General features: G+C 45.2%; 18 protein-coding genes. 5 read left to right on the forward strand and 13 right to left on the reverse strand.

Going from position 1 to position 26,632, the window contains the following annotated elements; all coding sequences use genetic code 11:
• The first annotated feature begins 29 nt into the window (after nucleotides 1-29).
• Nucleotides 30-1,070 carry a choice-of-anchor A family protein gene (locus Q7V32_RS12705; RefSeq protein WP_304897353.1) on the forward strand — a complete coding sequence of 347 codons (1,041 nt, stop codon included), beginning with the start codon at nucleotides 30-32 and terminating at the stop codon, nucleotides 1,068-1,070.
• Between the two features lie 93 nt (nucleotides 1,071-1,163).
• On the opposite strand, the gene Q7V32_RS12710 is transcribed toward Q7V32_RS12705, so the two are convergent.
• The 7 genes from Q7V32_RS12710 to dnaB form a co-directional block, all read right to left on the reverse strand.
• Complete coding sequence (locus tag Q7V32_RS12710) at nucleotides 1,164-3,371, reverse strand: cellulose synthase subunit BcsC-related outer membrane protein (RefSeq protein WP_304897354.1); 2,208 nt, start codon at nucleotides 3,369-3,371, stop codon at nucleotides 1,164-1,166.
• A gap of 260 nt (nucleotides 3,372-3,631) precedes the next feature.
• On the reverse strand, nucleotides 3,632-4,663 hold the full coding sequence (locus Q7V32_RS12715; RefSeq protein WP_304897355.1) for a glycosyl hydrolase family 8: 1,032 nt from the start codon (nucleotides 4,661-4,663) through the stop codon (nucleotides 3,632-3,634).
• Complete coding sequence (locus tag Q7V32_RS12720; protein ID WP_304897356.1) at nucleotides 4,660-6,918, reverse strand: cellulose biosynthesis cyclic di-GMP-binding regulatory protein BcsB; 2,259 nt, start codon at nucleotides 6,916-6,918, stop codon at nucleotides 4,660-4,662. The genes Q7V32_RS12715 and Q7V32_RS12720 overlap by 4 nt, the downstream gene beginning before the upstream one ends.
• Nucleotides 6,902-9,082: a UDP-forming cellulose synthase catalytic subunit gene (gene bcsA, locus Q7V32_RS12725; protein WP_304897357.1), complete on the reverse strand. Its 2,181-nt coding sequence runs from the start codon at nucleotides 9,080-9,082 to the stop codon at nucleotides 6,902-6,904. Before bcsA ends, Q7V32_RS12720 begins: the two co-directional genes overlap by 17 nt.
• A 214-nt stretch (nucleotides 9,083-9,296) precedes the next feature.
• Nucleotides 9,297-9,707 (reverse strand): DNA-binding response regulator, encoded by a 411-nt coding sequence (locus Q7V32_RS12730; RefSeq protein ID WP_304897358.1) that lies wholly within the window; start codon nucleotides 9,705-9,707, stop codon nucleotides 9,297-9,299.
• Between the two features lie 250 nt (nucleotides 9,708-9,957).
• Entirely contained in the window at nucleotides 9,958-11,040 is a 1,083-nt protein-coding gene (gene alr, locus Q7V32_RS12735) for an alanine racemase (protein ID WP_304897359.1), read from the reverse strand.
• A 15-nt stretch (nucleotides 11,041-11,055) separates the two neighbouring features.
• Complete coding sequence (gene dnaB / locus Q7V32_RS12740; protein ID WP_304897360.1) at nucleotides 11,056-12,450, reverse strand: replicative DNA helicase; 1,395 nt, start codon at nucleotides 12,448-12,450, stop codon at nucleotides 11,056-11,058.
• A 176-nt stretch (nucleotides 12,451-12,626) separates the two neighbouring features.
• On the opposite strand from dnaB, the gene Q7V32_RS12745 reads away from it, so the two are divergent.
• The gene (locus Q7V32_RS12745) at nucleotides 12,627-13,217 is read left to right on the forward strand and encodes a DUF2452 domain-containing protein (RefSeq protein ID WP_304897361.1); all 591 of its coding nucleotides are present in this window, start codon (nucleotides 12,627-12,629) and stop codon (nucleotides 13,215-13,217) included.
• Between the two features lie 60 nt (nucleotides 13,218-13,277).
• Here the strand turns inward: Q7V32_RS12745 and Q7V32_RS12750 are convergent, their stop codons facing one another.
• Nucleotides 13,278-13,481, reverse strand: a complete 204-nt coding sequence (locus tag Q7V32_RS12750) for a hypothetical protein (protein ID WP_304897362.1) — start codon at nucleotides 13,479-13,481, stop codon at nucleotides 13,278-13,280.
• Nucleotides 13,482-13,976: 495 nt separating this feature from the next.
• Between Q7V32_RS12750 and Q7V32_RS12755 the strand changes: the two genes are divergently transcribed.
• Both Q7V32_RS12755 and Q7V32_RS12760 read left to right on the forward strand, forming a co-directional pair.
• Entirely contained in the window at nucleotides 13,977-15,632 is a 1,656-nt protein-coding gene (locus tag Q7V32_RS12755) for a FecR domain-containing protein (protein WP_304897363.1), read from the forward strand.
• Nucleotides 15,633-15,641: 9 nt separating this feature from the next.
• Nucleotides 15,642-17,873 (forward strand): CHASE2 domain-containing protein, encoded by a 2,232-nt coding sequence (locus Q7V32_RS12760; protein WP_304897364.1) that lies wholly within the window; start codon nucleotides 15,642-15,644, stop codon nucleotides 17,871-17,873.
• 47 nt (nucleotides 17,874-17,920) lie between these two features.
• Here Q7V32_RS12760 and Q7V32_RS12765 read toward each other — a convergent pair whose 3' ends face one another.
• Nucleotides 17,921-18,622 carry a zinc ribbon domain-containing protein gene (locus Q7V32_RS12765; RefSeq protein ID WP_304897365.1) on the reverse strand — a complete coding sequence of 234 codons (702 nt, stop codon included), beginning with the start codon at nucleotides 18,620-18,622 and terminating at the stop codon, nucleotides 17,921-17,923.
• 395 nt (nucleotides 18,623-19,017) lie between these two features.
• Between Q7V32_RS12765 and Q7V32_RS12770 the strand changes: the two genes are divergently transcribed.
• Nucleotides 19,018-19,452 (forward strand): carboxypeptidase regulatory-like domain-containing protein, encoded by a 435-nt coding sequence (locus tag Q7V32_RS12770; protein WP_304897366.1) that lies wholly within the window; start codon nucleotides 19,018-19,020, stop codon nucleotides 19,450-19,452.
• Between the two features lie 219 nt (nucleotides 19,453-19,671).
• Here Q7V32_RS12770 and Q7V32_RS12775 read toward each other — a convergent pair whose 3' ends face one another.
• The 4 genes from Q7V32_RS12775 to Q7V32_RS12790 form a co-directional block, all read right to left on the reverse strand.
• Nucleotides 19,672-22,284 carry a tetratricopeptide repeat-containing protein gene (locus Q7V32_RS12775; protein ID WP_304897367.1) on the reverse strand — a complete coding sequence of 871 codons (2,613 nt, stop codon included), beginning with the start codon at nucleotides 22,282-22,284 and terminating at the stop codon, nucleotides 19,672-19,674.
• 32 nt (nucleotides 22,285-22,316) lie between these two features.
• A complete protein-coding gene (locus Q7V32_RS12780) occupies nucleotides 22,317-24,050 on the reverse strand; it encodes an ATP-binding protein (protein WP_304897368.1) in 1,734 nt (577 codons plus the stop codon).
• Nucleotides 24,047-25,450, reverse strand: coding sequence for a toll/interleukin-1 receptor domain-containing protein (locus Q7V32_RS12785; protein ID WP_304897369.1), 1,404 nt, complete (start codon nucleotides 25,448-25,450; stop codon nucleotides 24,047-24,049). Before Q7V32_RS12785 ends, Q7V32_RS12780 begins: the two co-directional genes overlap by 4 nt.
• Nucleotides 25,451-25,519: 69 nt before the next feature.
• Nucleotides 25,520-26,212: a hypothetical protein gene (locus tag Q7V32_RS12790; RefSeq protein ID WP_304897370.1), complete on the reverse strand. Its 693-nt coding sequence runs from the start codon at nucleotides 26,210-26,212 to the stop codon at nucleotides 25,520-25,522.
• Nucleotides 26,213-26,632 lie beyond the last annotated feature (420 nt).

Genomic DNA, 26,632 nt, shown 5'->3' on the forward strand with positions numbered 1-26,632 from the left:
TCTTTCTCACAAAAGACCGGTAAAACCCAATGAAAATGACTAAGCATTCCAAGTGTATACAGCGAAGCCTTGTATTCAGTTGTTTGATATTTCTATCGTTTTTCCATCATGCTCAGGCAAATTTCTTAGATTTAGGCCAAGCAGGCGGCTTTAATGCTTTCATATTAGGTGACATGACTGGATATGGCTCGGATGTTGAGGGCCGCCTCGCTGTCGGAGGAAATCTTAAATTAAATCATTTCTCAGTCGCGATGGAACTGAGTTCTGCCTGGGATCAGCAAGACACTTTGGTTGTTGGCGGTAATCTTGAGTACACCAATGGCAGAGTCTACCATGGCAATGCTAGAATCGGCGGGACGGTATCTATCAATGAAACGGTCGGTTTTTATAGCGGAGAGAACCCTGCACAAACTAATGGCAGCCTCATTAACAACAATGACGTGGATTTTGATGCACTAAGCCAGCAGATTATTAATAAATCGCAAAATTGGGCTAATTTTGCTGCTAATGGTAACGTTAACTTGGAATACAGCCAATTGACATTAACAGGTGAAAATAGCGGATTGAATATTTTTTCAATAACTTCTGACCATTTAGCATCCACACAAAAGTTTACACTGAATATACCTACAGATGCCTGGGCATTGATTAATGTAAGCGGTACTTCAGTCACCATGAACAACTTCGGATTTTTCCGTACTATCAACGGAGAAACCAATCAATTACAAGACAACGCGCCACCTGTAAGACACGATGGAAGTCTCACCCAAAAAGTTTTATTTAACCTGACGGATGCAACATCTTTATTGTTACATTCCATAGGTATCAAAGGCAGTTTACTTGCCCCTCTCGCCGATACAGTTTTCTATAATGGCCATATAGACGGCAATTTGTTAGTCGGCTCGTTACAAGGCAAAGAAGGTGAATATACAGGTCAAGTTAATCTATATCCTTTAACACCTGGTAGTCAAAACACTTCACCTGTTCCAATTCCAGGGATGTTGCCTATCTTAACTTTTGCTATAAGCAGTTTGCTACTGTTAAGAAGACGTAAAAATATGATTGGTTAAAAGCTGAAACTTACAACATCCTTGCCCCAGCAAGGATGTTGAATATCTTGAATTTTTGGCACCCGTAATCTCTAGGTAAAATAGTTATAACGACTAATACATCTGCATATTACTGAACATACCCTCCGGTATGTCCGTACTATAAGATGCCTTTCTTTCTTCGAAGAAGTAACGAATAAATAATCCACCGGTGTAATCTTCGAAGTTGTTGGCGTGGCGAATCGCGGCTCCTGCACCAAATTGAATATTAGGCGTTGCTAACCAAACACCTTTTAATTCAAAATCCAAGGCTTGGCCCACATCCTTTTGTTTATCATAACGGCCTCTACCTGGATCAACTAGAGGGAACCAAGGCGTACTGGATTCATTAACGATTTGCGCTCCAGCCACAGCACGACCTTTTATAACAAATGACTTACCCTCATCAGTTAAAAAATTAACGCCGAAACCGGCATTGATATAATGATCCGGACTGAAATAACCACCATGTCCTAACGTAAATTGGCTTAAGTTTTTCTCGTAATGCTCATACATTATCGACGGACCTATAGAAAAATAGTCAAATCCCCTAATTTTAATATTCCTGCCCAACCCTAACGAAGCAGCTAATGAAGTATTGTCAGCTACTTTGCTTCCGGTCAACATAACAATTTCGGCCGAACCGTTAAAATTCCATCTTTCGTTAAACTGATGATAACCTGATGCTTTAACACCTGAACGTAAAACTCGACCCCATTCCAAATCACTGTTACTTGCAGGAAGCGGAGAATTTAATTGATTCGCATAGGGATCACGAATACCTGTGTAGGAAAGAATGGATTGCCTGACCGGTTGCGAATAAACATTTAAACCCCAATGACCGGACTGGGTTTGCTGAATAAAACCAACATCAAACGTGATAGCTGGATCGACGACCCCACTGATCGGCGTACTACCCAGTCTGATAGAGGGACTAAACCACCCATCCTTACGGTATAAAAAATCGATTTCTAAGGCTTCGCTAAGCTTTTCAGTTGGCGAGAAGGGGCTTTTACATCCATTTAGAGTTGGATCGAGACTACCTATTGCCGACCTGCAGAAACCGGGGCTTCCTGAATGCAGCCCTATCCGACTGAGTGACAACTTGAAATTATGGACTCCGCCCACGGTGTAAGAACCGGTTACCACTGGCAACCTTAATAAATCGAGACGACCCAATCCATCTTCACCTGATTTATGACGACCATAAGCACCTGCATCTATATAAGCCGAGTCAATATTGGCCAAATCAGGAAAAAGATCGGGTGCCAATTGATAAGCCGATAGAAACTGCTTTCGGTAATAGAGTTCTTGAGCATGAAAATTTTTATATTCATCAAACAGTAAACCGCCTTCTTGTCTGGCTTTTTTCTCCAACAAATCTCGACTGACCTGGGCCTGATTTTGAACATAAGCACTTGCATAGTTCTTGGATGGGTTTTGTTGATAGAGCCCATCAAACAGTTGAGCCGCTTTTTTATAGTCTCCCGAATTATTTGCAATCCACGCGTTTAACTCTTGTGTCTCGGCATCACTTCCGGTTGCGGCCTCTGCATGTTGAACGTATCCCGATGCGGCAATCGGATTATTAGCGTCAATTTCTTGCCAAGCTTTTGCCTTGTATATCCGTGCTACTATTTTTTGTATTTCGATGTCAGCGTTATCGGATGCCTCGGTGATGGCTAGCGCTTTGTTTAACTCGCCTTGTTTCTCAAAACTAAGCGCTTGGCCGAGTCTTGCATTCTCATTAGAGGGGTTCCATTTTGCAGCTTTTTCAAACCATAGCTGGGCATTAGGGTAATCTTTTAAATCAAAAAAACGCCATCCTATAAGGCTGGCAATATTATCATCGTTAAAATGTTCAACCCAATGTGTTAATTGCTCAAAACTCTGCTGCTGAACATTTAAATCTGATTTCTGCTGGTTCAAATAATCGTCCTTCAGCCACTCATATTCCAACCTGTCAACATAATCACCTAACAGATAACTGCGTCCAATTTCGGCCAATTGCATAAAATCTTCATAATCCAAAACTGTGCGAGCCTTATCCAGAGTCGTCATCCTAAATGCAGTGTTTTGGCATTCTTGCAAGATAGTTTCATAGATGGATAGGCCAGCATGAGCATTATCTTGCTGGACCAGATTTTCAGCGCGATCCCACTTTGCCCCTAAATCACTACATGGTCCTACAGACTTTACTTTCTTGGGGCGCGCTTTAAGGGGTTTGGTAACTCGGTTATGTGAAAAACTTACCGAACCACTAACCCTGCTGCTACTTTGCATAGCATTTTGTAAATCAACAGGAACTTGCCAATTAGGAAAACGTTGTTTGAGCTGATTGATTTGCTGTTCAAGCGCTTTAAATTTTTTGGCTTCGTATAAGGCCCATAGGATGCTTTCGTCGGGTTGTTCCGCATGACTTGGTCGAAACAAAGGTAAGGCGTCAGGCTGACTTCCTGGTTTTTGTTCGATGCTTAAAGGCGCTGTATAACCCAGCGCAGGAAACAGCAGCACTAAAAAATAAAAAAAGCCGGATTTGTTCATTAGAGCGTTTTTTTGGTTTGCTGATAAGTCAGCTTACTGAACAGCAAAAGCGTTGACGAATAGTAATCTTGATCGTCATCAAGAGTTACCTTGTCAAAATTATTTTTTCGACCCGATGACCATAAGGCCATCTCTTTGACTGAAGAAATTCCGTCGCTTGCACCAAATGAATCCATAATATTTTCATTTAGCGCAATCCATGCCGGAGTAAAAGACTGATAAAACGACCAATAGTCAGCAAAAACATCCAGTGCTTCGTTATCGATTTTTGCCATCATCAAATAAAGCGGCACTCTTATCGCGTCATAACCAAAACGCTGATTTTTACTGGGAAACATCGTCTTGTCGCTATTGAGTTGCAACCAGTCCGGAGGAAGTTGCCAGCGACCGAACCGGGCTCTTTTCAACAATTTTTGGCCGCTTGCTGTCAAACTTACCCATACTGGATCATTATCAAACGATTGAAAAGTGAGCAAAGCGGGGAAAACCCAATAGGAAAGATTTATTACCGTGGCATCCGATGTTTTAAAGCCATATTCTCCAGGCAGAAAGATAGGTAATCCATCCCAGGAATCAACCAGCTTTTGCTTGATATCCTGCATGATGTCTTTAGCTTCCTTTTCATAGTCAGGTAAAGACCATAACCTTGAGGCTTCCAATAAAGCCCATGCAATCAAAATATCTCCATCAGTTGCATTGTTAGGGTCTTCATCCGACAAAGGTAATTCAGCACGTCTTCGCCACATGAAAAGTTTATCTTTTCTGACTTGTAAATTCATTTGGGTCCATTGCCAAATCTGATTAAATGAATCTTTATCATTGTTTTTGACCGCTAAAATCATCCCATAGCCTTGCCCCTCCGAATGCGAGACATTCTGATTGCCAGTATCGATAATTCTGCCGTCACTCGCTAAAAACTTGGATTTATACTGCTGCCAATCATCTTTGATGGACATATCCGGTTGCAGTTGACAAGCCGTAAGCAGAAAAAGAAAAGAGAGTAAGGCGCCTCTTAATATTACTGAAATCATGAGTGAGTAGCTTTTTTATATCGGCTTAAGAACTTATGTATCAACCAAGCTGTAAATAGCAATATACTAAAAATTAATCCCAGCCATTGCCAAGGATACTTGGAGAAATGCATGATCCATGTCATTTTTAGACTGTCGTCTCCAGACATAATTGATTCACCTTGCCGCTCCCAATGGAACTTGCCGTTTTTATCCCAAACAAAGATGTTACCCTGCACTTGCGACCATAATCCGGTTGAAAAAAGCTCTGTAAGACCAGAATACAACTCAGTGCTGCCTTCGCTAAGTAATGCCAACACTACACCGTCGCGTTTTTGAGATAAATAGGACATCATTAGAAAACTATTACCCAAACCGGCAGTCTGCGAAATGACGACATTTTCGCGCTCAGTTGCTACTGGTTTATTTATCATATTATTATCAAATAATACGCGTTCGAACCTTTCAATCAGTGACTCGTTCTGAGCTAATTGTCTCTCTTTAAAACGATAGGGAAATAAGTTAGTCTTGCCCAGCTTAACGGGAGCTCCGTCTAATATAGGCGGTATGTTTTTAGCCGAAATCTTGCCAATTAAGGCAATATTTTTCTTATCGTAATTGTCACTCTGCGTAATATTTAAGTCAAAAACAGGCGTGCCCTGATAACTGACCAATTGAGCAATCAAATACCAAGCCGAGGCAATGGAATCTGAAGAAGTATCCAACATTTTGAATACTGTATTATCGCCTGAGGCATTGTTTAGCAACGGGAAACCGGTTCTCTCAAGCAATTTAAGATCCGGTAAATTTGCTACTCGGCCCGTTTCTGGAAATGATAGGGTGGAATCTTCATAAACGTTGGCCAGTAAGTTTTCTCGCTGGACAAATGCGCACTCTCCGTATTCTGATGGAGTCAATACTGATTTAAAAGTCAGGGTATTGAGCCCAGGTTTAAAATTTCTTAATGGAACAGAAATTTGATAATTTCGATAATGGGCCCCGCTTTCCTCTTTAAGCTGAATAGCGTGCACAAAACCATTATTAAGACTAATGTTGATCACCGAATCTTTGCGCATTGCCGCGCCATAAGCCAAGTTAAGATTCAATTTAACCAAGGTCTCTTCAGTGCTATAAAGATCGGCCGGCAACCTAAATTCCAACCTTGCTTCTGAGCTTTGAATATCCATAAATTGGTTATAAAAATCCAAACTGGAAAAAGTATACGTATTTCCCGGAATAATTGATTTATCTGGCAAAAGAGGTTCGGCGACTGGAAAGTTCAACGCGTTTATAACTGTTTGCTGAGCATCAGGAAAAGAAGCATTCAACAATGCGAACGATTGGACAGCCGATTTAACCTCATCGTCTGTTTGCCCGGAAATCACCAGAATAAATTGATGTGTATTGGGATGTTGTTGAAACAAACCCAGGTAAGGACCTTCAATTGCTTGAGCTACGTGATCGGGCAGTAGTTGTTTAATCTGATCTTTGTTACCGACGATTACTGCATCGTTATTAAGTTGATCCATGTCGATTTTAAATTGCCCTATACCCGTGTTCCCCTCAACACTAACAGTTGACTCCATATAGCTTTCTTCGAGCTTCAGCGGCACGTATTTCAAACGTAATTTCACACCTTGCGCAATTATTGATCCCCAATATAGATAATCGTCTGAAACCGCCTTATCACCTCTAATGATGGTCAGAGAATAATGTTCTAGTCTGTCATTTATTAAGCTATTTAATTTAGATAATTTTTCTGTAATAGGTAGATTCTGGTAATTTAGTGTTAATGAAGATTTTACTGCATCAAATTGAGTCCATAATTCAGGTGCACTCCAGTCTTCACATTCCGAATCAGTATAATGCTGAGCAGCTTTGAAAGTAATTTTGTTATATCCCTGTATTATATATTCAGGGGCAATTTGATATATAACTTTAGTAGTGTTATTTATTGGGTCTAATTTGATTTGCCCGATAAGATAATCGTTTACATAAATTACAACTTGCGACCGATTGTTTTTTAATACATTCGAATTAGTCAAGGTTAAATCCAATACGGCCGAAATAGGCTTTATTCTATCGGATACCGGAAAATTTAACTCATAAGTTCCACTTGCATTCCTTATAACTATCTGTTCATTAGATGTCATAAAGTGACTCAGTGGCCATGATTTAATAAGTGTCTTTTCTGTTTGGCCGATAACCACGTTTGATGTGAGAAAAAAAACTAGAATAAATATATAAAAAGAGCCGTTTTCAAATTTTGACTTCATATCTTTTAATCTTTCTATTAGTCGAAGATAAAACCCATTTAATATGGCTAAGACCATAATAAATACCAATCTTGGTCATGAATACCATGCTTTTTAATAACCCAGGATCATTTCCAGCCAATTCCTGAATTTTTATCCACCTAAAACTATCACCATGAACAAATCTGACAATTCTTACAAATTCGTCTAAATCGGCATAAAGAAACTTAATACCAAAGATAATCCCGTTTGTTCTTTTGTATGAATTGGTAATAGCTGCTTTGTAAATTTCAACTGTCTGTCCTAAGTCATCTGATATTTCAATGTAGGTATTAATTGTCTCTGTATTTTCAGGTAATTCGGATTCGCAGAAAAAACTACTCCCTCCCATCGACAAGTCGTTGACCAAAATAGGTATTCTTTTTTCAAGAAAGTTATTTGACGATCTAATTAACCAATTAGCCTTTATGTGCACAGGAATCCTGGGATTTAATCTGCGTTGTTTTTGTTCAAAAAGAGCACCTAGCGCCGATAATAACAATAACAAATTAAATATCGCCCAAAATAAAGTTATCGTTATTAGTGACTGCTCTTCCGGATATATAAATAAACGTCCTATCCCAAAACAAACTGTTAATAACGTTATCCAGATTGTCCAGTAAAAAGGTTGAGCGAGAGGAGAAATAAAATCCTCCTCCAAAGTTTCCATTTTTGGCGTAACCAAAAATTCGGGATGACTTGGGTTTTTCAAGACAGACCAAACTGCTCTAATTGAAAATAAAGACTGCATCGTCTCGTATATTTCTGAGATAAAAACCCAGCGAACTTTACTAAATAAATAATGATTAGTAAGTAATAATGCCACTAAATAAGGTACGGTATAACTCAAAAAATCAAAGAAGTTCGCGTTGTATATTTTCAATCCAAAGAACAGATAAAGTCCGGGTGAAATAAGAAATACAAACCGGGCAAACGGAAAAAACCAGAATAACATATTGGATAAATAACCTATTCGTTGCCCTATCTTTAAATTGGGTAACAGTAAAGGGTTATGAAAAATGAAATTTTGTACCATTCCCTGAGCCCAACGTGTCCGTTGTATCATGAAACTAGTGAATGTTTCTGGCTGCAATCCGGATATGAGCGGATACATGACGTAATGAGATTTCCAACCCTTACTATGCAGAATTAAAGCGGTTTCAGAATCTTCTGTAATTGTAACGCCCCTAAAACCACCTATTTCGTCAATCGCTTTTCGCCTTAAAACAGCGGCTGATCCACAAAAAAATGACGATTGCCAAAAGTCCAACCCAAGCTGAATGGCTTGATAAAACATAAAGTTTTCAGAAGGCATTCGATTGAATAAATCAAGATTTTTTTCTATTGGATCGGGATTGATAAAAAAATGAGGTGTTTGGACTAAGAATACTTTTTCGTCGGCGATGAATGAACCGACCGTTTTTGTCAAAATATCGACAGAGGGCGCATGATCGGCATCTAAAACCAGAATCAGATCACCATGAATATGTGCTAGGGCTGAATTCATATTTCCAGCTTTGGCATGAAAGTTTTCTTTACGATTTAAATAAGTAACATTCAATAATGAACACAGGTTTAAAAAATGGCGTTTTCGTTCTTCTGCTACGTATCTTGTATCTTCATCTGATGAGCTTAATTTTTGTTCAGTGGCACCGTCATCTAATAAATAAATGTTCAACTTGTGTTTTGGGTATTCAATATTTGTTGCTGCCGCCAAGGTAATTTTTACCAAATCAACGGGTTCATTATAGGTAGGAATAATTACGTCAACACTAGGCCACTTTGCCTCATCTTCTGGTAAAGGTACAAATGTTCTCTGAAAGGGTCTGATATTGACAAATACACTTAAAAAAAACATTAAACCGCCATAAAGCTCGGCAAGGAATAATGCGGTAGCACCAATTGAACTAAAGAAGTCTTGATAACTTAATGTGTAGTTGATTCGCCAAAGGAAATAGCGCAACACTATAAAACTGCTAATCGTAACAAATAAGACCCGCCCAAAGTCTTCACTTTTAAATCGTCTTAGCAAAATTAAAATTAATAAAAAAAATAGTGATATTAAGGCTTGCGCATACCAATCAACTCTCAAACTTGCTAGAAAAAAAAGCCCGCCACCCATCAATAGCATTAAAATAAGCTTCATCAGTCTGTTTTTTTCCTTGTAAAAAATCACTACATTAAAGTGAGCTAAAAAAGCAATAAAAACGAATAGAGATGGCCAATTTATCACAATAATTGAACAGTGTAATCAATCCGTAAAACTACGGAACAATTGTTATAAATCAGTAGGGGGCGTAAGGGGGGACTTAAGAGGATCTTGGAGTTTTACTTAACGGATAAACATAGGTTTTATAAGACTAAGATGCTAAAGCTCTCAACCTATCCAGCACTTTCCCGACCATACGACGGGAAATCCAGGCTTCACCAGCCATTATCGCGGCAATCAGCTTATTGAATTGTCTATCCAGCATTTCTATGCTGGCATAGCCGTGAGCACCTGCAATCAAACAATCCATCAAGTCGAATTCTTCCAGCTGATCCGCAATCAGCACAATTTTGCTGGTTAAGCATCCCTTTACTAAAAGACTGATGTATTCAGGTGTTTCCTGTTTCCTAAGATGATAGTCCAACAAAATAACCGAAGGTTTTAACGCAATGGCCGAGTTAAGCCCGATAATGTCATTATCGCTTACCGAGATAGACAAGCCTTCTTTATCCGCCAGCACCCGGCATATCTGGCTTTTATCGATCAGTAAAATATCAGTCATGGCTCATCAATGATGTTTTTTGTAATTATTGTTTTTAACCCAAAAACCTGACAGGTTTTAAGACTACCGGACTGGACATAAGAAACGTGGATGGCCGTAAGTTTAGTTTAAGTTTGCTGAAATAGGAATGGACGTAAGTACAAGTGCGTATTGTCAATTCGGGGAGAATCGACAGATGGATTCAAATCACGACGTAGGCATCGCTACTCCAGATTGATACGGATTCGGGGCATTATTGGCGATTGGCTATTTATAGCCGTCCTTCAATTATCTCAACTCGCTGGGTTATGCCGCACAGTAAGGTGTATGGAATGGTATCGGCGCACAAGGCTATCTCTTCCACAGCCAGTCCCTTGCCCCAGAGCGTGACCGGATCCCCTGGTTTTGCGTCAGGTTGATCGGCTAAATCAACGGTAATCATATCCATTGAAACTCTGCCAATCAGCGGTACGCGCTGACCATTAACCAAAACCGGCGTTCCTGTTTTGGCATAGCGAGGATAACCGTCTCCGTAACCGATCGCCACCACGCCCATCACTGTCGAGCGTTCGCACACCCAAGTGCCGCCATAACCGACGGTATCGCCTTTTAAAACGGGTTTTACCGCGATCAGTCTTGAGTGCAGTTCCATGATGGGTTTAAGCCCCAACTCTTCACCTGTTTTATCGGCAAAAGGTGAAACGCCGTACAGCATGACGCCAGGCCTGACCCAGTCGGCTAACGAAGCCTTCCAGCCGATGATACCCGCCGAATTGGCAACACTACGAGGCCCAGGCAAATCTACCAGTGTTTCGTTGAATCGACTGATTTGTGCCATTGTCATGCTATCTGACAAATCATCGGCATTAGCCAGGTGTGTCATGAAATTGAATGGCTGTTTGATCACCGGACATTGTAATAAGCGCTGATAGACCGTTTTAATTTCATCCGGTTTAAAGCCCAACCGGTTCATGCCCGTATCCACTTTAATCCAGATGGCGATTTGCTCACGCGCCTGATTTTTTTCAAAAATGGCAATCTGCCCCAAAGAGTGTACAACGGCATCCAGATTGAACTGAATCAGGCTGTCCAACTCTTCTTCGCAGGTAAATCCCTCCAAAACCGCGATGCGTTGCTGAATGCCCGCCTGTCTCAACCGAATCCCTTCATGCACTCTGGCGACAGCAAAGCCATCCACAGGCTTGAGTGCTTGAGCAATGCGCAGCATGCCGTGACCATAAGCATTGGCTTTGATCACCGCCATGATTTTGGCATGCGGGGCAAATTGATGAACTTTCATAAGGTTATGTTCGACCGCATCAAGATTGATAATGGCATAAGCGGCTGGCGTCATAAAGAGATCAGAGAGTTATTCGTAGTCATTGTCACTGTAGCTGTGCCCTGCAAAATTTTCAAAGCGCGTGTACTGCCCCAAAAAGGTGAGCCTGACCGTTCCTATTGGACCGTTTCTTTGTTTGCCGATAATAATCTCGGCAACGCCTTTGTCGGGCGAGTCGGGGTTGTACACTTCGTCCCGGTAAACGAAAACGATGACGTCGGCATCCTGCTCGATACCGCCTGATTCTCGAAGATCCGACATGACCGGTCGTTTGTTGGGCCGTTGTTCCAGATTCCGGTTGAGCTGTGATAAGGCAATGACCGGCACGTTCAGTTCCTTGGCCAGGGCCTTGAGGCTTCGCGATATATCGGAAATTTGTTGCACGCGGTTTTCGCCGCTGGCAGGCGATTGCATCAATTGCAGATAATCGAGCACGATAAGACCCAGCTGTCCGTGTTCACGCATCAAGCGCCGGGCTCTTGAACGCACTTCGGTCGGTGTCAGTGCGGGCGTATCATCGATAAACAATTTGGTTTCCGCCAGCAAATTGATTGCCGAGGTCAGACGCGGCCATTCATCATCATCCAGTTTACCCGTTCTGACCTTATGCTGATCAATACGGCCTAAGGACGACATCATCCGCATGGCCAATGAGTCGCCCGGCATTTCCATACTGAAAACGGCAACCGGTTTATCCCCTTTGATCGCAACGTTTTCAGCCATGTTCATCGCAATGGTGGTTTTTCCCATCGACGGCCGCCCGGCTACGATAATCAGATCGGAGGGCTGCAATCCTGAGGTCATCTCATCAAAATCGCTAAATCCCGTGCTGGCTCCGGTGATTGAGCCTTCCTGCTCGTAAAGCAGTTCAATTTTATCGACCGCTTGCGCCAATAATGACTTGATCGAGGTAAAACCACCTTGTCCGCGCTGGCGCTGCTCGGCGATATGAAACACCTGCCGTTCGGCATTCTCCAATAATTCAGCGGTATCCCGGCCTTCGGTATTGAAAGCGGAGTTGGAAATATCGGTACCGACATGGATCAATTGACGGAGTATCGCTTTGTCCCTGACAATTTTGGCATATGCGACAATATTGGCAGCACTGGGCGTGTCTTTTGCCAGCGTTCCTAGATAAGCCAGTCCGCCGACCGTCGTCAACTCGCCGATCGCTGACAAAGATTCGGACAGTGTGATGACATCAAAAGGCTCCTGTTTTTCAGCAAGCCGCTCGATCGTCTTAAAAATCAGGCGATGGTCCTTGCGATAAAAATCACTTTCAACCACTTTGTCAGCAATGGAGTCCCAGGTCTGATTATCCAGCATCAAGCCGCCCAGTACTGATTGTTCGGCCTGTATAGAATGAGGCGAGACTTTCAGTGCCTCCATCTCATAATCACGATCGTAGGTATAGTCTTCAGACATTCAGATAAAGTATTGAAAAATTTTGCATTATAAACCCGGAAAAATCATTTGATCCACGAAAAACACTAAAAGAACGAAATGTTTCAACGAGATACCCATGATAGACAAGGTAACGCTTTATTTGGGGTTTACGCCGGATGCTGATAGATTGCAAAGAAAAATTACGATGAATGAAGATGACCAAAAAAGTTACATCACCCAATCCCCAAGGTAAAGGTTTGTGTCCGGTCATCGACCGGTTAACCGATCTGCAGCAACACGTTAATGCTCCGCCCAAACCCATTACCCAGATAGCGTCGGAATTGTTTACCTCGCTTTTCATTCTGGAAAGCCGGATACGCTTCAAACCGGTGCTGGACAGGAAATATTGGCTTTATAGAAAAGGTGATGACTACCACCTGTCATTGATTGGCCCGACGGAATGGCATCCATCGCTTTCCGGCCATTATATTGGCGAATGCAGGCTTCACCCTGACTTAACTTGGTCGCTGGCATTGTCGGAAGAAACACAAAATAATCGTTTATTGATGGAAGAGATACAATTTCGCCGTCAGGCATTCGATAAAAAACTCAAATCCGCCGAACAACTCAATGACGCACTACCCGTTTTTGTTAACGATTTTTCCTATCACTCCAGAGTCCTGGCGTCTGCATTAGCTTTTTCGCTGGCATCGTCAATGAGACAAACCGATATTCTGGGTCTCAGCTTTGCTCAGGCTCTCAATTTAGAATGCGGCCTGATCTCTATGACTCAGGATGACGCTTAACCGGCACTGTGCCTGACGCTGCATGCCTGAGAACCCAGAGCATCGGATAACTCAAAAAAGTTACTTGAAGTTTCTGACGAACACTTTAATGAACGCCTTAACGGGGACAGGATTTCCCAAAAGCTGATCGTAAAGCAGTTTGATATGATCAAAGCTTAAAAAGGCATAAACGCCATAACCTTTGGTACTAAAAAACTCCGCATTCAGCGATTCTATGAAATCTGACCACTCTACCTGGAATGATGTTAATGGTTGCTGGCTCATGTTAGGTACTCCTCATTAGTTCTTGACTCGCATTTAACTAAGCATTATATGCGCCAAGAACAACTTCTCCCTTTACAACAATGCCGTTAAATTAAGTGGATTTTGATAGGGACCGGGAAGTATTATCTCCTTGCCCTCCGAACCTTGCCTTCAGTACTCCCGCACTCGGCTCTCCAGTCGATAATTTGCTCATCGGGATTGACATGCCAGCGCATGAGCTTCTTTCAGGATGAAAAGCCCATAGTCAATTCGCATTGATCAATGTAGGTTAAGCGAGTAGCCAAAAAATTGAAGTAAAGAAGCTATTCCTACCCTATCCTCAGATGCCTGATATGAATGGCGGCCATCTTTGACGCATCAAGCCTGTTTTAACGGAAAACAAAAAGCATCTACTTTGTCCCCCATAGAACTCTTGTTTTTTCCTATACCTGCTCCTACCATCTCCCTATAATGCGCTTTAGATTAATCATAAGCAGTCGGGAGGTCGTTACGCGCATGAGGCAGTTTCGCCACACTCATTCTTTTGTTCATCTGCCTATGGCTTTTATCCTTGGCTTCGAACTTCTGTTTTTTCGCCCTGCTTATGCACAAGAATGGCTTTATGAAGTGGAGCCCGGAGACACCATCTGGAACATCACTCAACGGCACTTAACATCGCTAAGCCTTTGGTCAAAATTGCAAGCCATCAATCAAGTCTCCGACCCTTTTCATCTTCCTCCGGGAGGTCAATTACGCATTCCGGTAGCCTGGCTAAGAAAAGAACCTTTTCTCGCGAGAGTGCAGAGCCTGCAAGGCGAAGTCGAAGTATTGGAGGAAGGCAAAGAACCTGGACGACGATTGTCTGAAGGCGATTGGCTGATGATTGGGGACACAGTGCGAACCAAATCTGACACCAACGTCACCTTGGAATTTGTCGATGGATCTCAGGTACTGCTTCAATCCGACAGTCTGTTAAATATAAAATCCGTCGGTGTATTCGGCTCTACGGGAATGACTGACACGCGATTACACCTGGAAAAAGGTCGACTGGAAACGCTGGTTGCGCCAAAAAAGGGGGCGGCAACACGATTTGAGATATCAACACCGGCGGCAGTGACCTCTGTTAGAGGAACCGACTATCGCGTCAGCGCCGAAGAAGCACAAGCTGAATCACGCACCGAAGTGCTAAAAGGCAGCGTCGAGGTCAACAATGCAAAAGTCAGTCAAACCGTTGCTGCGGGCTTTGGAACCGTGTCAGTAGCGAACGGAACGCCGCTTCCGCCGGTAAAATTGCTGGAGGCGCCCGATGTTTCGGCGCTACAGGATGAATTCGACCGCGTACCCATGATGCTTAGTCTTCCCGAGCAGCCTGATACCCGGGGCTACCGCCTGCAAATCGCGCCCTCCGCGTCTTTTTCGCAACTTTTATTTGATCGGCATTACGCGACGACAGGCCCTCTTCGCGGTCCGGATTTACCTGACGGCGACTATACGCTTCGCGTTCGCGGCATAGACGAATACGGTCTGGAAGGACAGAATGCCGAAAAACATTTTATACTCAACGCCCGTCCGGAAGCGCCATTTCCTATCCAGCCCAAAGCCGGTGCGGGTATCGCCGAAGAAGCACCCGGCTTTGCCTGGTCTCAGATAGAAACCATAAAGCGCTACCACTTTCAAATTGCCCGGGATGCTAAATTTAGCGAGCTTCTGCTGGACAAGCCGGGGCTTGAGGAATTTCAACTGGCAATCGCGATGAAACTCCCCTTGGGCACTTATTATTGGCGGGTAGCCTCGATTGATGATAAAGAAGGAAGAGGCCCGTTCAGCGATCCACAGGAATTTAGACGCGTCCCTCCTGCTCCCGAAGCAGAGGAACCTGAGATAGACGGCGATACGATGGAAATCCGTTGGCGCGCGGGAACGTCCGGACAAAAATATCAACTGCAAATGGCCGAAGATAAGGAATTCACCCAGCCCACTGTTGATAGCGTTACCGATGAACCCAAGCTGCTGATCGCTACACCGTCAGCAGGCACCTATTTCATTCGGATCAGAACTCTCGATCCGGACGGATTTGAAGGCCCATTCGGTAGCCCGCAAAAAATAGAAGTGCCAAGATCGCTTTATTGGTGGCTGTTAATGCTGCCCTTATTAGCACTGATCGCAATTTAGGGTGGCATAGTGGAACGACTGGCGCGCTTATTCCGCTTTCCAGGTTTAGGGCTGGCGCTAAGCCTTTCCCTGTTAGCCGTTCTCCTCTTGAATACTGGGGCGCTCAGCCGGATCGACAACTTAATCTACGACAGCCTGCTCAGAATCTGGCCGCGGTCCGCGAGTTCAGAGATTGTGCTTATTGAAATTGACGAACACAGCTTATATAGACTTGGGCGTTGGCCCTGGTCAAGGCGCATCCATGCCGACTTGATCAATGCGCTGGGTCAGCAGGGTCCAGCTGCGATAGGCCTGGATATCATTTTTGCAGAACCTGACGTTGTTGATCCGGAAGCGGACACGCTTTTAGCACAGGCAATTGACAACAATGGCCATGTCATTCTGCCGGTATTACCGGAGGCTGCAGACATTCGCTCAGGAGGAGTGACTGTAACCCTGCCCCTTCCTCAGCTTGCCATTGCCGCAGCCGGACTGGGCCACGTTGATGTTGAACTCGACAAGGACGGCCTGGTTCGCAGCGCCTATCTGGAGGCGGGTTACGGCAAGCAAAAATGGCGATCATTTGCGTCCGTCTTGTTAAGCACAGGACGTAAAGACAGCACACTGTCATCGGAAGGAGAAAGCCGCCCGCAATCAGGATATCCTGGGCCGGGCATTTGGTGGCGTAATCAACGAATTCTGGTCCCCTTTGCAACTGAAACGGGATTTCAAAGACTCCCTTATGTCGATGCCTTGCAAGGCAAAATGGGTGGCGTAGACCTGCACGGCAAATTTGTGCTGGTTGGCGCTTCAGCAGCGGGCTTGGCGCCCCGCTTCCCGTCGCCCTTATCAGGCGAATCCAAACCGATGAGTGGCTTGGAGTTTCATGCGCAGATACTCAATGCCGGTCTTCAAGGCTTCCATCTCACGCGCATAAACTCCGCTATTGAAAACTTCCTGACGCTGATCTTAGTGTTCGCGGCTTTGATCATCGGCCGATTTTTGTTTCCGAACCGGCCATTCTTAATGTCATTTGCAGGCATAAGCCTGTCCGGCGCAATCAGCCTTATCCTGCTGTTCACATCAGAAATCTGGTATAGCCCCACTCCGGTAGTGTTTGCTCTGGCCCTGAGTTACCCTCTTCTGAACTGGCGGAGGCTGGAACACATCGGCCGCATCTTGTTGTCGGAGCAACGACGCAACGCAGCAACGCTGAATGCCATGAGTGATGCGGTCATCATTACTGACCTATTAGGTTGCGTCGAATATCTGAATCCAAACGCCGAACTATTGACCGGATTCAGCCTGCAGGAAGCCAAAGACAACAGTATTGATGTTGTCTTGGCATGTTTGGATATGGATCAATTAAATATCCGGAATCCCTCGCAATTGCTGAATCCCGGCAGCCAATCTTTTGACCCCTGTATTCTGACCACACCTAATGGCGATGAATACACCATCCGACTGTCCAGCAACCGGATTCAGACATCTGAGAACGAACCCGAGCGGATCATGATCGTGCTAAGCGATATCACGGAAACGCTAAAAATTGGCCGCCGCTGGCAATATCTGGCTACGCACGATAAATTAACAGGACTGCCAAATCGCGCCATGATGGAAGAGCTCATTGAGCAAAGCTTGGCTAAAGGCAAACAGGTTGATTCACATTTCGCTATTTGCTTGATCGATCTTGACGGATTTAAGTCCGCCAATAACGCGTTAGGTCAATCCGCCGGCGACTTTTTGCTCAAAGAAGTTGCCAGGCGTCTTAAAATCAACACTCGCAATGGCGATACCGTAGCCCGCTGGGGTGGTGATGTGTTCATAATCTTTTTCGATAGAGTCCCCAACCGGGAAATGATTGCGACACTCACCAAAAAAATCCTGGCCACGCTTGGTCAGCCTTACCCTTATCTTCAAGAAACGTTTACCGTAACGCCCAGCATCGGTATCAGCCTGTTCCCCGACGATGGTAAAACAGCTGAGCACTTGTTGAACAAAGCCAATGCCGCCATGTATTCCGTCAAAAAAAGCGGCAGCAACGATTTTTGCTTTTATTCGTCTCAACACATGAGTACCGATGAAGAGCATGTTATGGAACTGTCCAGCGAGGATTTAGTTTATAGCCTCTCGGTTGAAGACAAAGCAAAACTGGATGCCATCCGTCTTAAAACCGAGCAACTCAAATCCACGATCAAAAAAGCCCAGCCTCAGGACCCATTGAAAGGCTTGCTCTCAACATTATTTAAAAAACCCAAGTAGCGCTCATCAATCCTGTCCGATTGCTGAAATAGCCGGCTTCATTTTGCTCATTCACCATCAAAAAATACGTCAGCGTCTTTGCTCTCACTGACAGAAGTAGCAGCGCCACACTGCCAGCAATACTTTTGATCTGATGCCAGCGACGCACCACATTGACCGCAGGTCAGTGGTTCAACTGTTTTTTCTCCACACTGACTGCAAAACTTTGCTGATTTTGGCATTCGGTGACCGCATGACGGACATGGTCTGGAAGTAACCGCCAATACTTTCGCCAACGGATTGCGAAACCTTTGTACTGCCTCAAGTAAATAGGGAGCGGATTGGTAAGCCTTGAGGATCAGCCACGCGCTGGCGGCTAAAATCAGCAGGATGGCCGAGGCAAAAAAGATCTTTTTACCGGTCACGGCAACAAACGGCGCTATCACTTGCCATAGCAATGCCTGAGCGAAAATGACAATCACTAAAATGGTTAACGGCTTGCCTATACTGCGAACAAACGACCGGACTTTGCCGTCTTCAGCAATCGCGGCTAGCGCATGTTCAGTAAACCGATAAAACAGGATCAAGGCCGTCATTTTTGTTGCAAACACAACGCAATCAGCCGCCACCAGTTTATGGGCGAATTTAATTTCAGTCATGACGGGTAACAGACTGATTAACAATCCAACCGGCAATACGATCAAAATGGTAATCAGATATTGCGCCGCCCGGCGGCAATCCGTACCTGTTTTATATGTGACTGTATTCATAGCAGCACCTCCGCGTTGAAAGAAAATTAACCACTCGTGCTTTTATTGAACTTGTTAATTGTATCCGCGTTTATTTATAGGCCTAAAAATACCATTAAACAACACACCCTTATGTATGGCAGCGAACAGACAAGTATTCAAATCTCCGATAGTGTGTAAAAAATTATTCTGTTTTTTACAAAAACTTACGACCGATAAAAGATTGATTCTTTCAACGTAACTACTCGCCCGCTTGAAATAGAAGGTGTAGGTGATTGATTGAAAAGGCTTCTGCAACAGGGATGTTGCAGAGAGCTACAAGGAAGTATTCATGCGTCCTTTGAAATCAAGCACCTACACCCAATAAAGTAGGAAGGGGTGAGCAGATACCTTTCAACAATAAAGGAGTGTTATTTATGAAGCCATTAAACTACGCGCTGATTATCCCCTGCTTACTTTTTAGTCTGTCTGCGTTTGCAGAGGAATCACCACTCAAACCCGAAACACAGGGCGACGTCACTTTCATCAGTGGCGGCATTGGCGAAACCGAACGTGAAGCCCTGCAATCCATGAAAGCTGATTACAATTTGAACCTGTTGTTTGCTTACAAAGGTTCCGGCCAATTTATGTCTGATGTCAATGTGCGTATCGCTGATGCAAAAGGTAATGTACTGGTCGAAACCTTTGCTGAAGGACCTTATCTATTTGCTAATCTAAAACCGGGTAACTACCTGATAAGCGCAGTAAAAGACGGCAATGAGATTCGCCAAAAAGCCAAAATTGGCGGCAGTAAGACAACTTCGCTATCATTTTACTGGCCTCTTCAGGCCGGCAGTTCAGGAAATCCATGATTTGGAGGTAACTACCTCTCTTTTGTCAGATTTAATCAAACGCCGCCATGCCCGCCGAGAAACAGGCATCCAAAGCCATGGAGGGCCGGCTTCGTTTCATCCATGAGGCCTGGTTTCCGGCAATCCCTGCCGGAATGACGAGCACCTTTGAGAAATAGCCTGTATGTTTTCAATAAGGTGTATGGATCAGTTATCCGTCTGAAAGCTCAAACAACCTCGCTATTTTTTGTCCAAATCAAGCAAGCGGGCCAACCGCCCCCGGGCTAAAAACAACGGGTCAAAAATAGCCAGATGTAGCTTGGCCATGCAATAGCCTGTAAGTGCAATGGCAAACTTGATGACCCAGCTTCGCGCTTCTTCTTTCGGGTTTAACCATTTTAAAGCCGGAAATAATAAAGCGGCGACTAAACCCAGCAAAGCAATCATGGCTTTGCCTACCGAGATAGAAAAAAGCGTGTTATCCCATTGAGAAACTACCAATTTAATCGATAGCCATAGGATCAAAACGGCGGCAACACCCGATACTATTTTAAGCCAGGGTATCAATTGCCAGGCTTTAAAGAATAATTCGCTCCCTACGTTTAATTGCAGTTCCAGATCTTTTCTTTTTGCTGACGCTTGCTCACCGGCTTCCTCAGCCAGAACTTCTTTCAATTTCAGGAATTCCCAGTCTCTTTGCGGTTCGGCATAAATATTAAAATCCCCCCACGTCCCCGGTTTACCCTCTTTTTTATGCTGCTGATCCAGGTCTTTTAACTGCTTGTCAGCCATCAAATAACCACTGGCCATTAACGCATGGGCTTCCACTTCGGTAAATGAATCCAGATCAGTACGCAGGCCTGCAATTTTCTTTTGTAAATCCTTTGCGATGCCGTAAGACGTTACTTTAGATGCCGGGATATCGGGCTTAGGGTCCTGACAGCCTATCCAATCCAAAGGTTTGGGGTCCAGTTCCTTTTGGGTATGAATAAAAAACACACCATGCAATGCCCGGCTATCGAGGCGGCCCTGTAAATCCTGGTACTGAGATTCGCGCACCCTGTCCTGTAGCACCGAGACCGTTCGGAGCAAAACGCCGCCTGGATCTTCCGCAGGATCATAAGAATCGGGCATTTGACCGCTGGCGTCGCTGCACAAAATCAGCGTGCATCCTTCCGCCAGTAAGCCTTGTACGCCTTGATTATCATAGACGCCGCCATCGACCAGCTTGACGGTACGGTCTTGATAAAGCTTGTCTAAAACCAAGGGTTCAAATAAACCGGGGACACATGAAGAAGCCGCCGCTGCATAACCCACCCGGAATTTTTTCAAGTGCTCGGGAGCCTGATAATAATAAAGGCGCCGGAACCGCTCGTTGCTGTCCACATCGATCAAGCCGGGCGGCTCACCCATCCAGGCTGCAGTGAAGAACCAGTTATGCCCGGAATTAAGCGACGTCGTATTTAATAACAACACCGGCACTTTGGCTCGACGCCGCCAGTTGTGGGCATTAGGTTTAAAGCTGTCACCCTGGAATCGGCCTTGTGCCGGTTTTACCAGCAAGTCAGGCATGGTGCGCGGCTGATCGTTTTTACCGTCAGCAACCTTAGAATACAAATTCGTTTCGTATAATTCGCCTAATTTATGACTGCGCGAATAGCTCTTGGAAAACAACATCCTGACATTGGCGGCAAAATCACCAAAGGCGCGCATCCTGATATTGGTTTCAACACCTTTCAGAAAATCATTTTGGAGTTTTTCGACAATATCCAGGTAATCGTTCTGACTCAATTTTTTTGCCGATTCTTCGAAAAGTTTCTGCACTTCCAGATAATACTGCATTCCTACAATACTGCCGCCCGAAACGGTAGACAAAACATCGACACCTCGCAAAGCATCGGCTTCCGCCAGTCTGGCCATGACCCCCAAATGGAAAAACGACGCACGAAAACCGCCGCCTGATAACGCCAGCCCCACTTTTCCACGATGACACACCAAAGCCTCAGCCGTTTCATCACCCAGCAGATGCTGCAACGTTTGCCACGCCTCATGCCAATCTTCTGGCTTTTGAGTTTCATCAGGCGCATCGATGTGCTGTTGTCGGGCAATCCCCACCCATTGCCGGAAGGTGGTTTGTAATTCCCATTCGTCAACACTGACTGATTGAGTCTTATCCAGCCATTGTGCCGCTTCGGCGTAGAGCCCCATGCCAAAGCAGGCTTCACCCACCGTCGCTAGAAACCAGTACTGATCGGCCAGCTCAGGATTTTTTTGCTGACTTGCTAATAGATGCTCTCGCACCTTGTTCCGCAGATCCTTAGCTTCTTTGCGAAACTTAGGGGCTTCTCTGGATTTTAATCCACTTCTGGCTTCCAGGCCCTCCGCACGCGCCGCCAATAAATCCAGCAAATACGCAGCATTGATACCCCCATATCCCATGTCTTGCTCAGGATTTCGTTCGAAAGCTGCACGATAAAAAGCCAGACTCTCATAGAGATGATCAAGTTGACCGTCAAACTCCCACATTCTTTTATAAATAGCTCCGCCCATTGCCAGTGTTTCGGAATTCTTAGTGTCCGCGCTGCGCAATCCGACAGTCTCCAGCAATTCCAGCGCCGTTTTCAGCCGAGTTTTCGGATAGAGTTCTTCATCTTTGTAGGTACATAGCGCCAGTTGCTGGGTCACCCAGACTTCATCCGGGTATTCCCTCCGCGCTTTTTCCAGCAACTCACGCGCATCACCGAAATTTTGTTTGCTTTTATAGTCTCTAACCCTTGTTTTTAGTTCTTGAAGATCGGGTAGTTTCTCGCGATCAGATCCGGTTTGACCGCTTATTTCATTTGAATTAGCCATTTCATCCCCTCATTTATTATTATGTTTTCTGATTATTGAAACGCATCCGTGGCGAACCATATTTCATACTGCCCCGGCATGATCGCTTTTGAATTTTCAAAACCGGCAATGTATTTGGTGGTCACGTTCGGAATTTTTTGTTGCAGCAACACATCGGCAATAGCCTGAGCCTCCCCAGCTTCATTATTTCTGAAATACCTTACCTCCGTCGTTGAGGGCCCCGTAGCCAGTGTTTCTATACCCGGCACCTTGTAATACCGGTCCATTAATAATTTCTGAATTTGACTGGCGGCTTGACGCTGGCTGTCATTTCGAATTTGCACATAAATAAGGGCTCCTTTTTTTATGCTGACCGACCGGTCAGGCGGAGCAATCGTCTGATTTAATGGCACCAGGAGCTGATCGCGTGAACGTTTTGCAATGGCTTCGGCCGTCTGGATGATTAACTCGGTCTTGGTTGAGCCTTCCCAGTGTTGCCAGCCGCTAAACGACACAACCACGAATATGGCGGCTAATGCCAACAGCCAGGCGCGCTTTATTTCCTTTTTAACACGTCGGCGTTCTTTGGCCTTACGCACCACGGAAACCAGACGATCATGAATCAATTCCACTCGCGGTGTACCCAGTTGCTGATCGATTCGCAGCAACCGGTGCCGGTCGGTCAACTCGGTCAATTGTTTTTGGTTCAGCAAACCTTCGTCTAAAGCCAACTGAACCGGGTAACTGCTGCGATAACGGTCACCTTGAATTAACCGGGTTTCAATGAATTCAGCGACGGAACGGTGCATTGAGGCAAGCGCATTGGCGTAATAGCTCTCCAGAATTTCCTGACCTTCGTTACGCAGCAACTCCGCATCGATACACGGTGATTTTTTTACTTGCCGGCGCACATTTAACTGATAGCAGCACAAACTCAGTAAAACCGGCTCAATTGTAGAGTCTCCTTCGGTCTGTGATTTATCAAGGTTGCCGACAAAATCAACGATTTCTTCAGCCGCACCCTCCGCCAGAATGGCTGCTCCCGACTGAGACACGGCGCGAATAGCGCGTTCTCTGGATAGGGGTTTTAACTGGCACCAGCTTTTGAGTAACGAAGGAACATCACGCTCCCAGTTTTTCAGTGCCGGCAAAAAGTCCTCACGAAAAGAAAGTACGACCCGGTAATGTTGCGTGAGTAAATCCAGTTTTTCGATCAACAGCTTATCGAGATTCTGCTCGGCAAAATGAGCCGGTAATTTATTTTCTATCAAATCGGCTAAGCCATGGCATAAAACCTGAGGCTGTGATAAATCCGGATTGGCTCCGGCAAAAACTTCTTCAAACTGATCAAAAACAAAAACCGGTGTCAATAATTGATTATCCGTACTCCAGATTTCCAGATCGCGCCGGTGCAGATAACACCAAAGATTTTCCCCAGCGGCAAAATCGGGACAGTCGGCTTTTGCGGACTTCAAGGCTTCCTGAAACCAATAGGCGGCCTGATCAAGGAAAGGCATCGCTTCCACATTGGCCTTATTCAGCCGGATATAAACCGGTAAAAAATGTTCCTGACGTAATTTGGGAAACAAACCCGCTTGCAATAATGAGCTTTTACCTAACCCGGACTTTCCGTAGAGCACGATCAACGGTGATAAACGGATTAAACGCAACAATTCCTGCGTCTCTTCTTCCCTGCCATAAAAGAAATGACGGGCGGTTTCATCATAAGTGGCCAATCCGGGCCAGGGATTTTGCGCATTCAACTGTAAACTCTGATGAGGCATCATGGCTTTTCTCCGCGGCGCAACTCGCGTATCAACTTGATCAAATGTTGACGCGTGCGGGCATCGGCCAATCCTCCCGGCGCATGGCCGAAATCGATAGAGCCCGACCACTCTTGGGGCACGCGTTGATATCCTTGCGGGTTGTAGTCTTCATCGAGAATAACGGGGACGATAAATTCACGGCCGCTGATACCTTTACTTCTGTCGATGGCGGCATTCCATTCACGGTAAAAGAATTTTTCGTCAAAGCGGTCGGCAGCCGATGAAATCAGCGGCAAAAAGTAACGGCAGGTGCGAATGCCGTCATAGATCAGTTTTTGAAAGTCGCCGCCCGGCTCTATTGCCGTCCGGTCAAACCAGATTTCATTGTCGGACAAGCCTTGTTCGCGCAAGGTTTGATACAGCTTTTCCGCTGCAGGTAAATCCGTGGCACGCGAGTAACTGATAAAAAACGCCACACTTGATGGATCAGGAGATTGAGTGCGATTATCACTGCCGGACGGATGGGAGGATGGCGTGTTTCTGGCCGACCACCGGGTATACAATTCATCAACAAAGGCTTGCGGTGAGAGTTCGGTAATGATTTCAGTTTCCCGGCTGAAACCTTGCAAAAACAATGTCAATTCGGGCTGATTTTGCCCGTCATCCACCAGCCAGGCCCGGGTTTTCTTATCTGAAAGCCGGGTTTGATTGGTTAAGCGCAACAAGAACCGGCTGAACCAATCCGGGAAGTTCGTACCGAGAAACAGCAGGCCGCGTTGCTGCAACTCACCCAAAAAGCGAAGCGGCACATTGCTGCCCCGTGACAGCAGGTTATGCGTGTATTCCAGTGTATCTTCATCATGAATCGCAAATACCGGCGTCGATTGCATCTTTCCGAACAGATACAGCAAATTGACTTCGCCCGGTTTCTTTAGCCAGTCAATCGTCAGATCGCCGGCTTCACTGGTGGGCAAATTGGGCGAATGCACTATTTCATTGACGGCGCTTCTCTTGCGCAAGGCTTGAGCCAGCAACATGTCCGGCGTCAAGGTCACCAGTAATCGAAACGAGGTGATGGCGGCCATCTTTTCAATCGCTGCGGGTAATTTAAAGCCGGGTTCTTTTCGTACCGCCTCCAATGCTTCCGCTATATCGCCATAAAGATCTTGAAGATTGACGGTCGGCTTAAGCAGCGTGACGACTTCGTGCAATTCCCTATGCGGCGTTAGACTGGCTGGGGCATTTATGCCGTAAAGATCCAGGACTCGCTTGGCGATACGCTGCTGCAGCGTTTGAACGGAGCCTTGATCTTGCCAGATCAGTAACTGAGAACCGATAACCGGCACCACCTGCCCTTCTTCTATGGCTTTCAGCAAGCGATTCCAAAAGCGATCGTCCAGATCATTTTGTTTTTCCGCCACAATCACCCCCTCAAGGGTTAGGTTATCAAATTAAAACAGCATCAGGGACAAGTGCATCTTTAACATGATTCACCACAATTTGCGAGTATCCAGCCAATAGACTTGCCCCTTGCTCGATTTTACCTCATTCACCATATGCGCTGTCCCTCCCGGATCATTGCTGCCTGTGCCATTCCACAAACAGATAAACCGGACTTTTTCGACGCCGTAAGCCAGCGCGGTGTCCAGCAACCAGAGGTTACAGCGTTCATAAGGGTCTTCGTTTTCAGAGAGAGCCCCCAATTCAGCCGGCGCGGATTTGATTTGAGCGTGAGGTTTAATGTTGAAATAGCGATTTTGCCAGAGTGGGCCACCGGTAATAACCGATTTTTGAAGGAATGTCGGCTCATCGAAGGGTTGCAGGAGTATGAGTTTGACGCCCCGGGTCAAACAGGCCTCGGCAAACAGGATATCGGCGCCGTTGGCGCCTTGGGTTAATGCCAGATCTTCAGGACCTGCGGAGAGGTTTTCCAATGTCTCGGCAATTTTTTGGGCGGCGATGGCTTCCATGTCTGCAGGAAAACGGGGCGTTGGCCGATCAGGTGCGTCTATCATATGTCCACTGAATAACAATACTTGCCGGGGACACCATCCGTTTTCTGTTTTTTGAACGTCAGTTAGGCACTCAACCGGTTTATCAATGACGGCCTGGTTACCGGTCGTGGTTTCGTTGGTTTTTTGACTGGAGCCGAACGGCATGGCCGTAAAAATAGGTCGCTTCACCCGTTCTCCATCATGCCGCAGACATGTCAGTTGACTGGTTTTATAAGGTATTCGGAATTGTATCTTGAAAAGTTAAACTTTGACAGAATGGAAAAACTTCATCGTTTGGTGAAACCAATGAAAAGCCACCCTTGCAACGGAGTCACCCATTAGCCTGCCGTAGTCAATAAGCCAAAGAAATTCCTCAAGCATTTTTTGGCTTTTTTTGAATTAACTGTCTTTAAGATCAATCACTTTAACCTGTTATTGAACCTGCGGACTTTGTGGTCGCGAGGTCCGAGAGTGTGGATAAGTTGTGGTCAGCAGGGAGGCTGTCCATGACTTATCCACACGGCTCTGCTCGGACCGGTCCGCAGGACGCGTCCACAAGTCTGTCGGTTATTCCTCTAATGGTTTGCTCTGACAGTTAATTCTCATGCC

This window comes from Methylicorpusculum sp. (assembly GCF_030651835.1).
In the GTDB taxonomy this organism is placed as follows: domain Bacteria; phylum Pseudomonadota; class Gammaproteobacteria; order Methylococcales; family Methylomonadaceae; genus Methylicorpusculum.

Bases quoted from the DNA above. Each gene is read 5' to 3' on its own strand.
- Q7V32_RS12710 (WP_304897354.1), bottom strand. From the start codon at position 3,371: ATGCAAAGTAGCAGCAGGGTTAGTGGTTCGGTAAGTTTTTCACATAAC.
- Q7V32_RS12720 (WP_304897356.1), bottom strand. From the start codon at position 6,918: ATGAAGTCAAAATTTGAAAACGGCTCTTTTTATATATTTATTCTAGTT.
- Q7V32_RS12770 (WP_304897366.1), top strand. From the start codon at position 19,018: ATGAAGCCATTAAACTACGCGCTGATTATCCCCTGCTTACTTTTTAGT.
- Q7V32_RS12755 (WP_304897363.1), top strand. From the start codon at position 13,977: ATGAGGCAGTTTCGCCACACTCATTCTTTTGTTCATCTGCCTATGGCT.
- Q7V32_RS12775 (WP_304897367.1), bottom strand. From the start codon at position 22,284: ATGGCTAATTCAAATGAAATAAGCGGTCAAACCGGATCTGATCGCGAG.
- Q7V32_RS12745 (WP_304897361.1), top strand. From the start codon at position 12,627: ATGACCAAAAAAGTTACATCACCCAATCCCCAAGGTAAAGGTTTGTGT.
- Q7V32_RS12750 (WP_304897362.1), bottom strand. From the start codon at position 13,481: ATGAGCCAGCAACCATTAACATCATTCCAGGTAGAGTGGTCAGATTTC.
- alr (WP_304897359.1), bottom strand. From the start codon at position 11,040: ATGACGCCAGCCGCTTATGCCATTATCAATCTTGATGCGGTCGAACAT.
- Q7V32_RS12705 (WP_304897353.1), top strand. From the start codon at position 30: ATGAAAATGACTAAGCATTCCAAGTGTATACAGCGAAGCCTTGTATTC.
- dnaB (WP_304897360.1), bottom strand. From the start codon at position 12,450: ATGTCTGAAGACTATACCTACGATCGTGATTATGAGATGGAGGCACTG.
- Q7V32_RS12780 (WP_304897368.1), bottom strand. From the start codon at position 24,050: ATGATGCCTCATCAGAGTTTACAGTTGAATGCGCAAAATCCCTGGCCC.
- Q7V32_RS12765 (WP_304897365.1), bottom strand. From the start codon at position 18,622: ATGAATACAGTCACATATAAAACAGGTACGGATTGCCGCCGGGCGGCG.
- Q7V32_RS12715 (WP_304897355.1), bottom strand. From the start codon at position 4,663: ATGATTTCAGTAATATTAAGAGGCGCCTTACTCTCTTTTCTTTTTCTG.
- bcsA (WP_304897357.1), bottom strand. From the start codon at position 9,082: ATGAAGCTTATTTTAATGCTATTGATGGGTGGCGGGCTTTTTTTTCTA.
- Q7V32_RS12730 (WP_304897358.1), bottom strand. From the start codon at position 9,707: ATGACTGATATTTTACTGATCGATAAAAGCCAGATATGCCGGGTGCTG.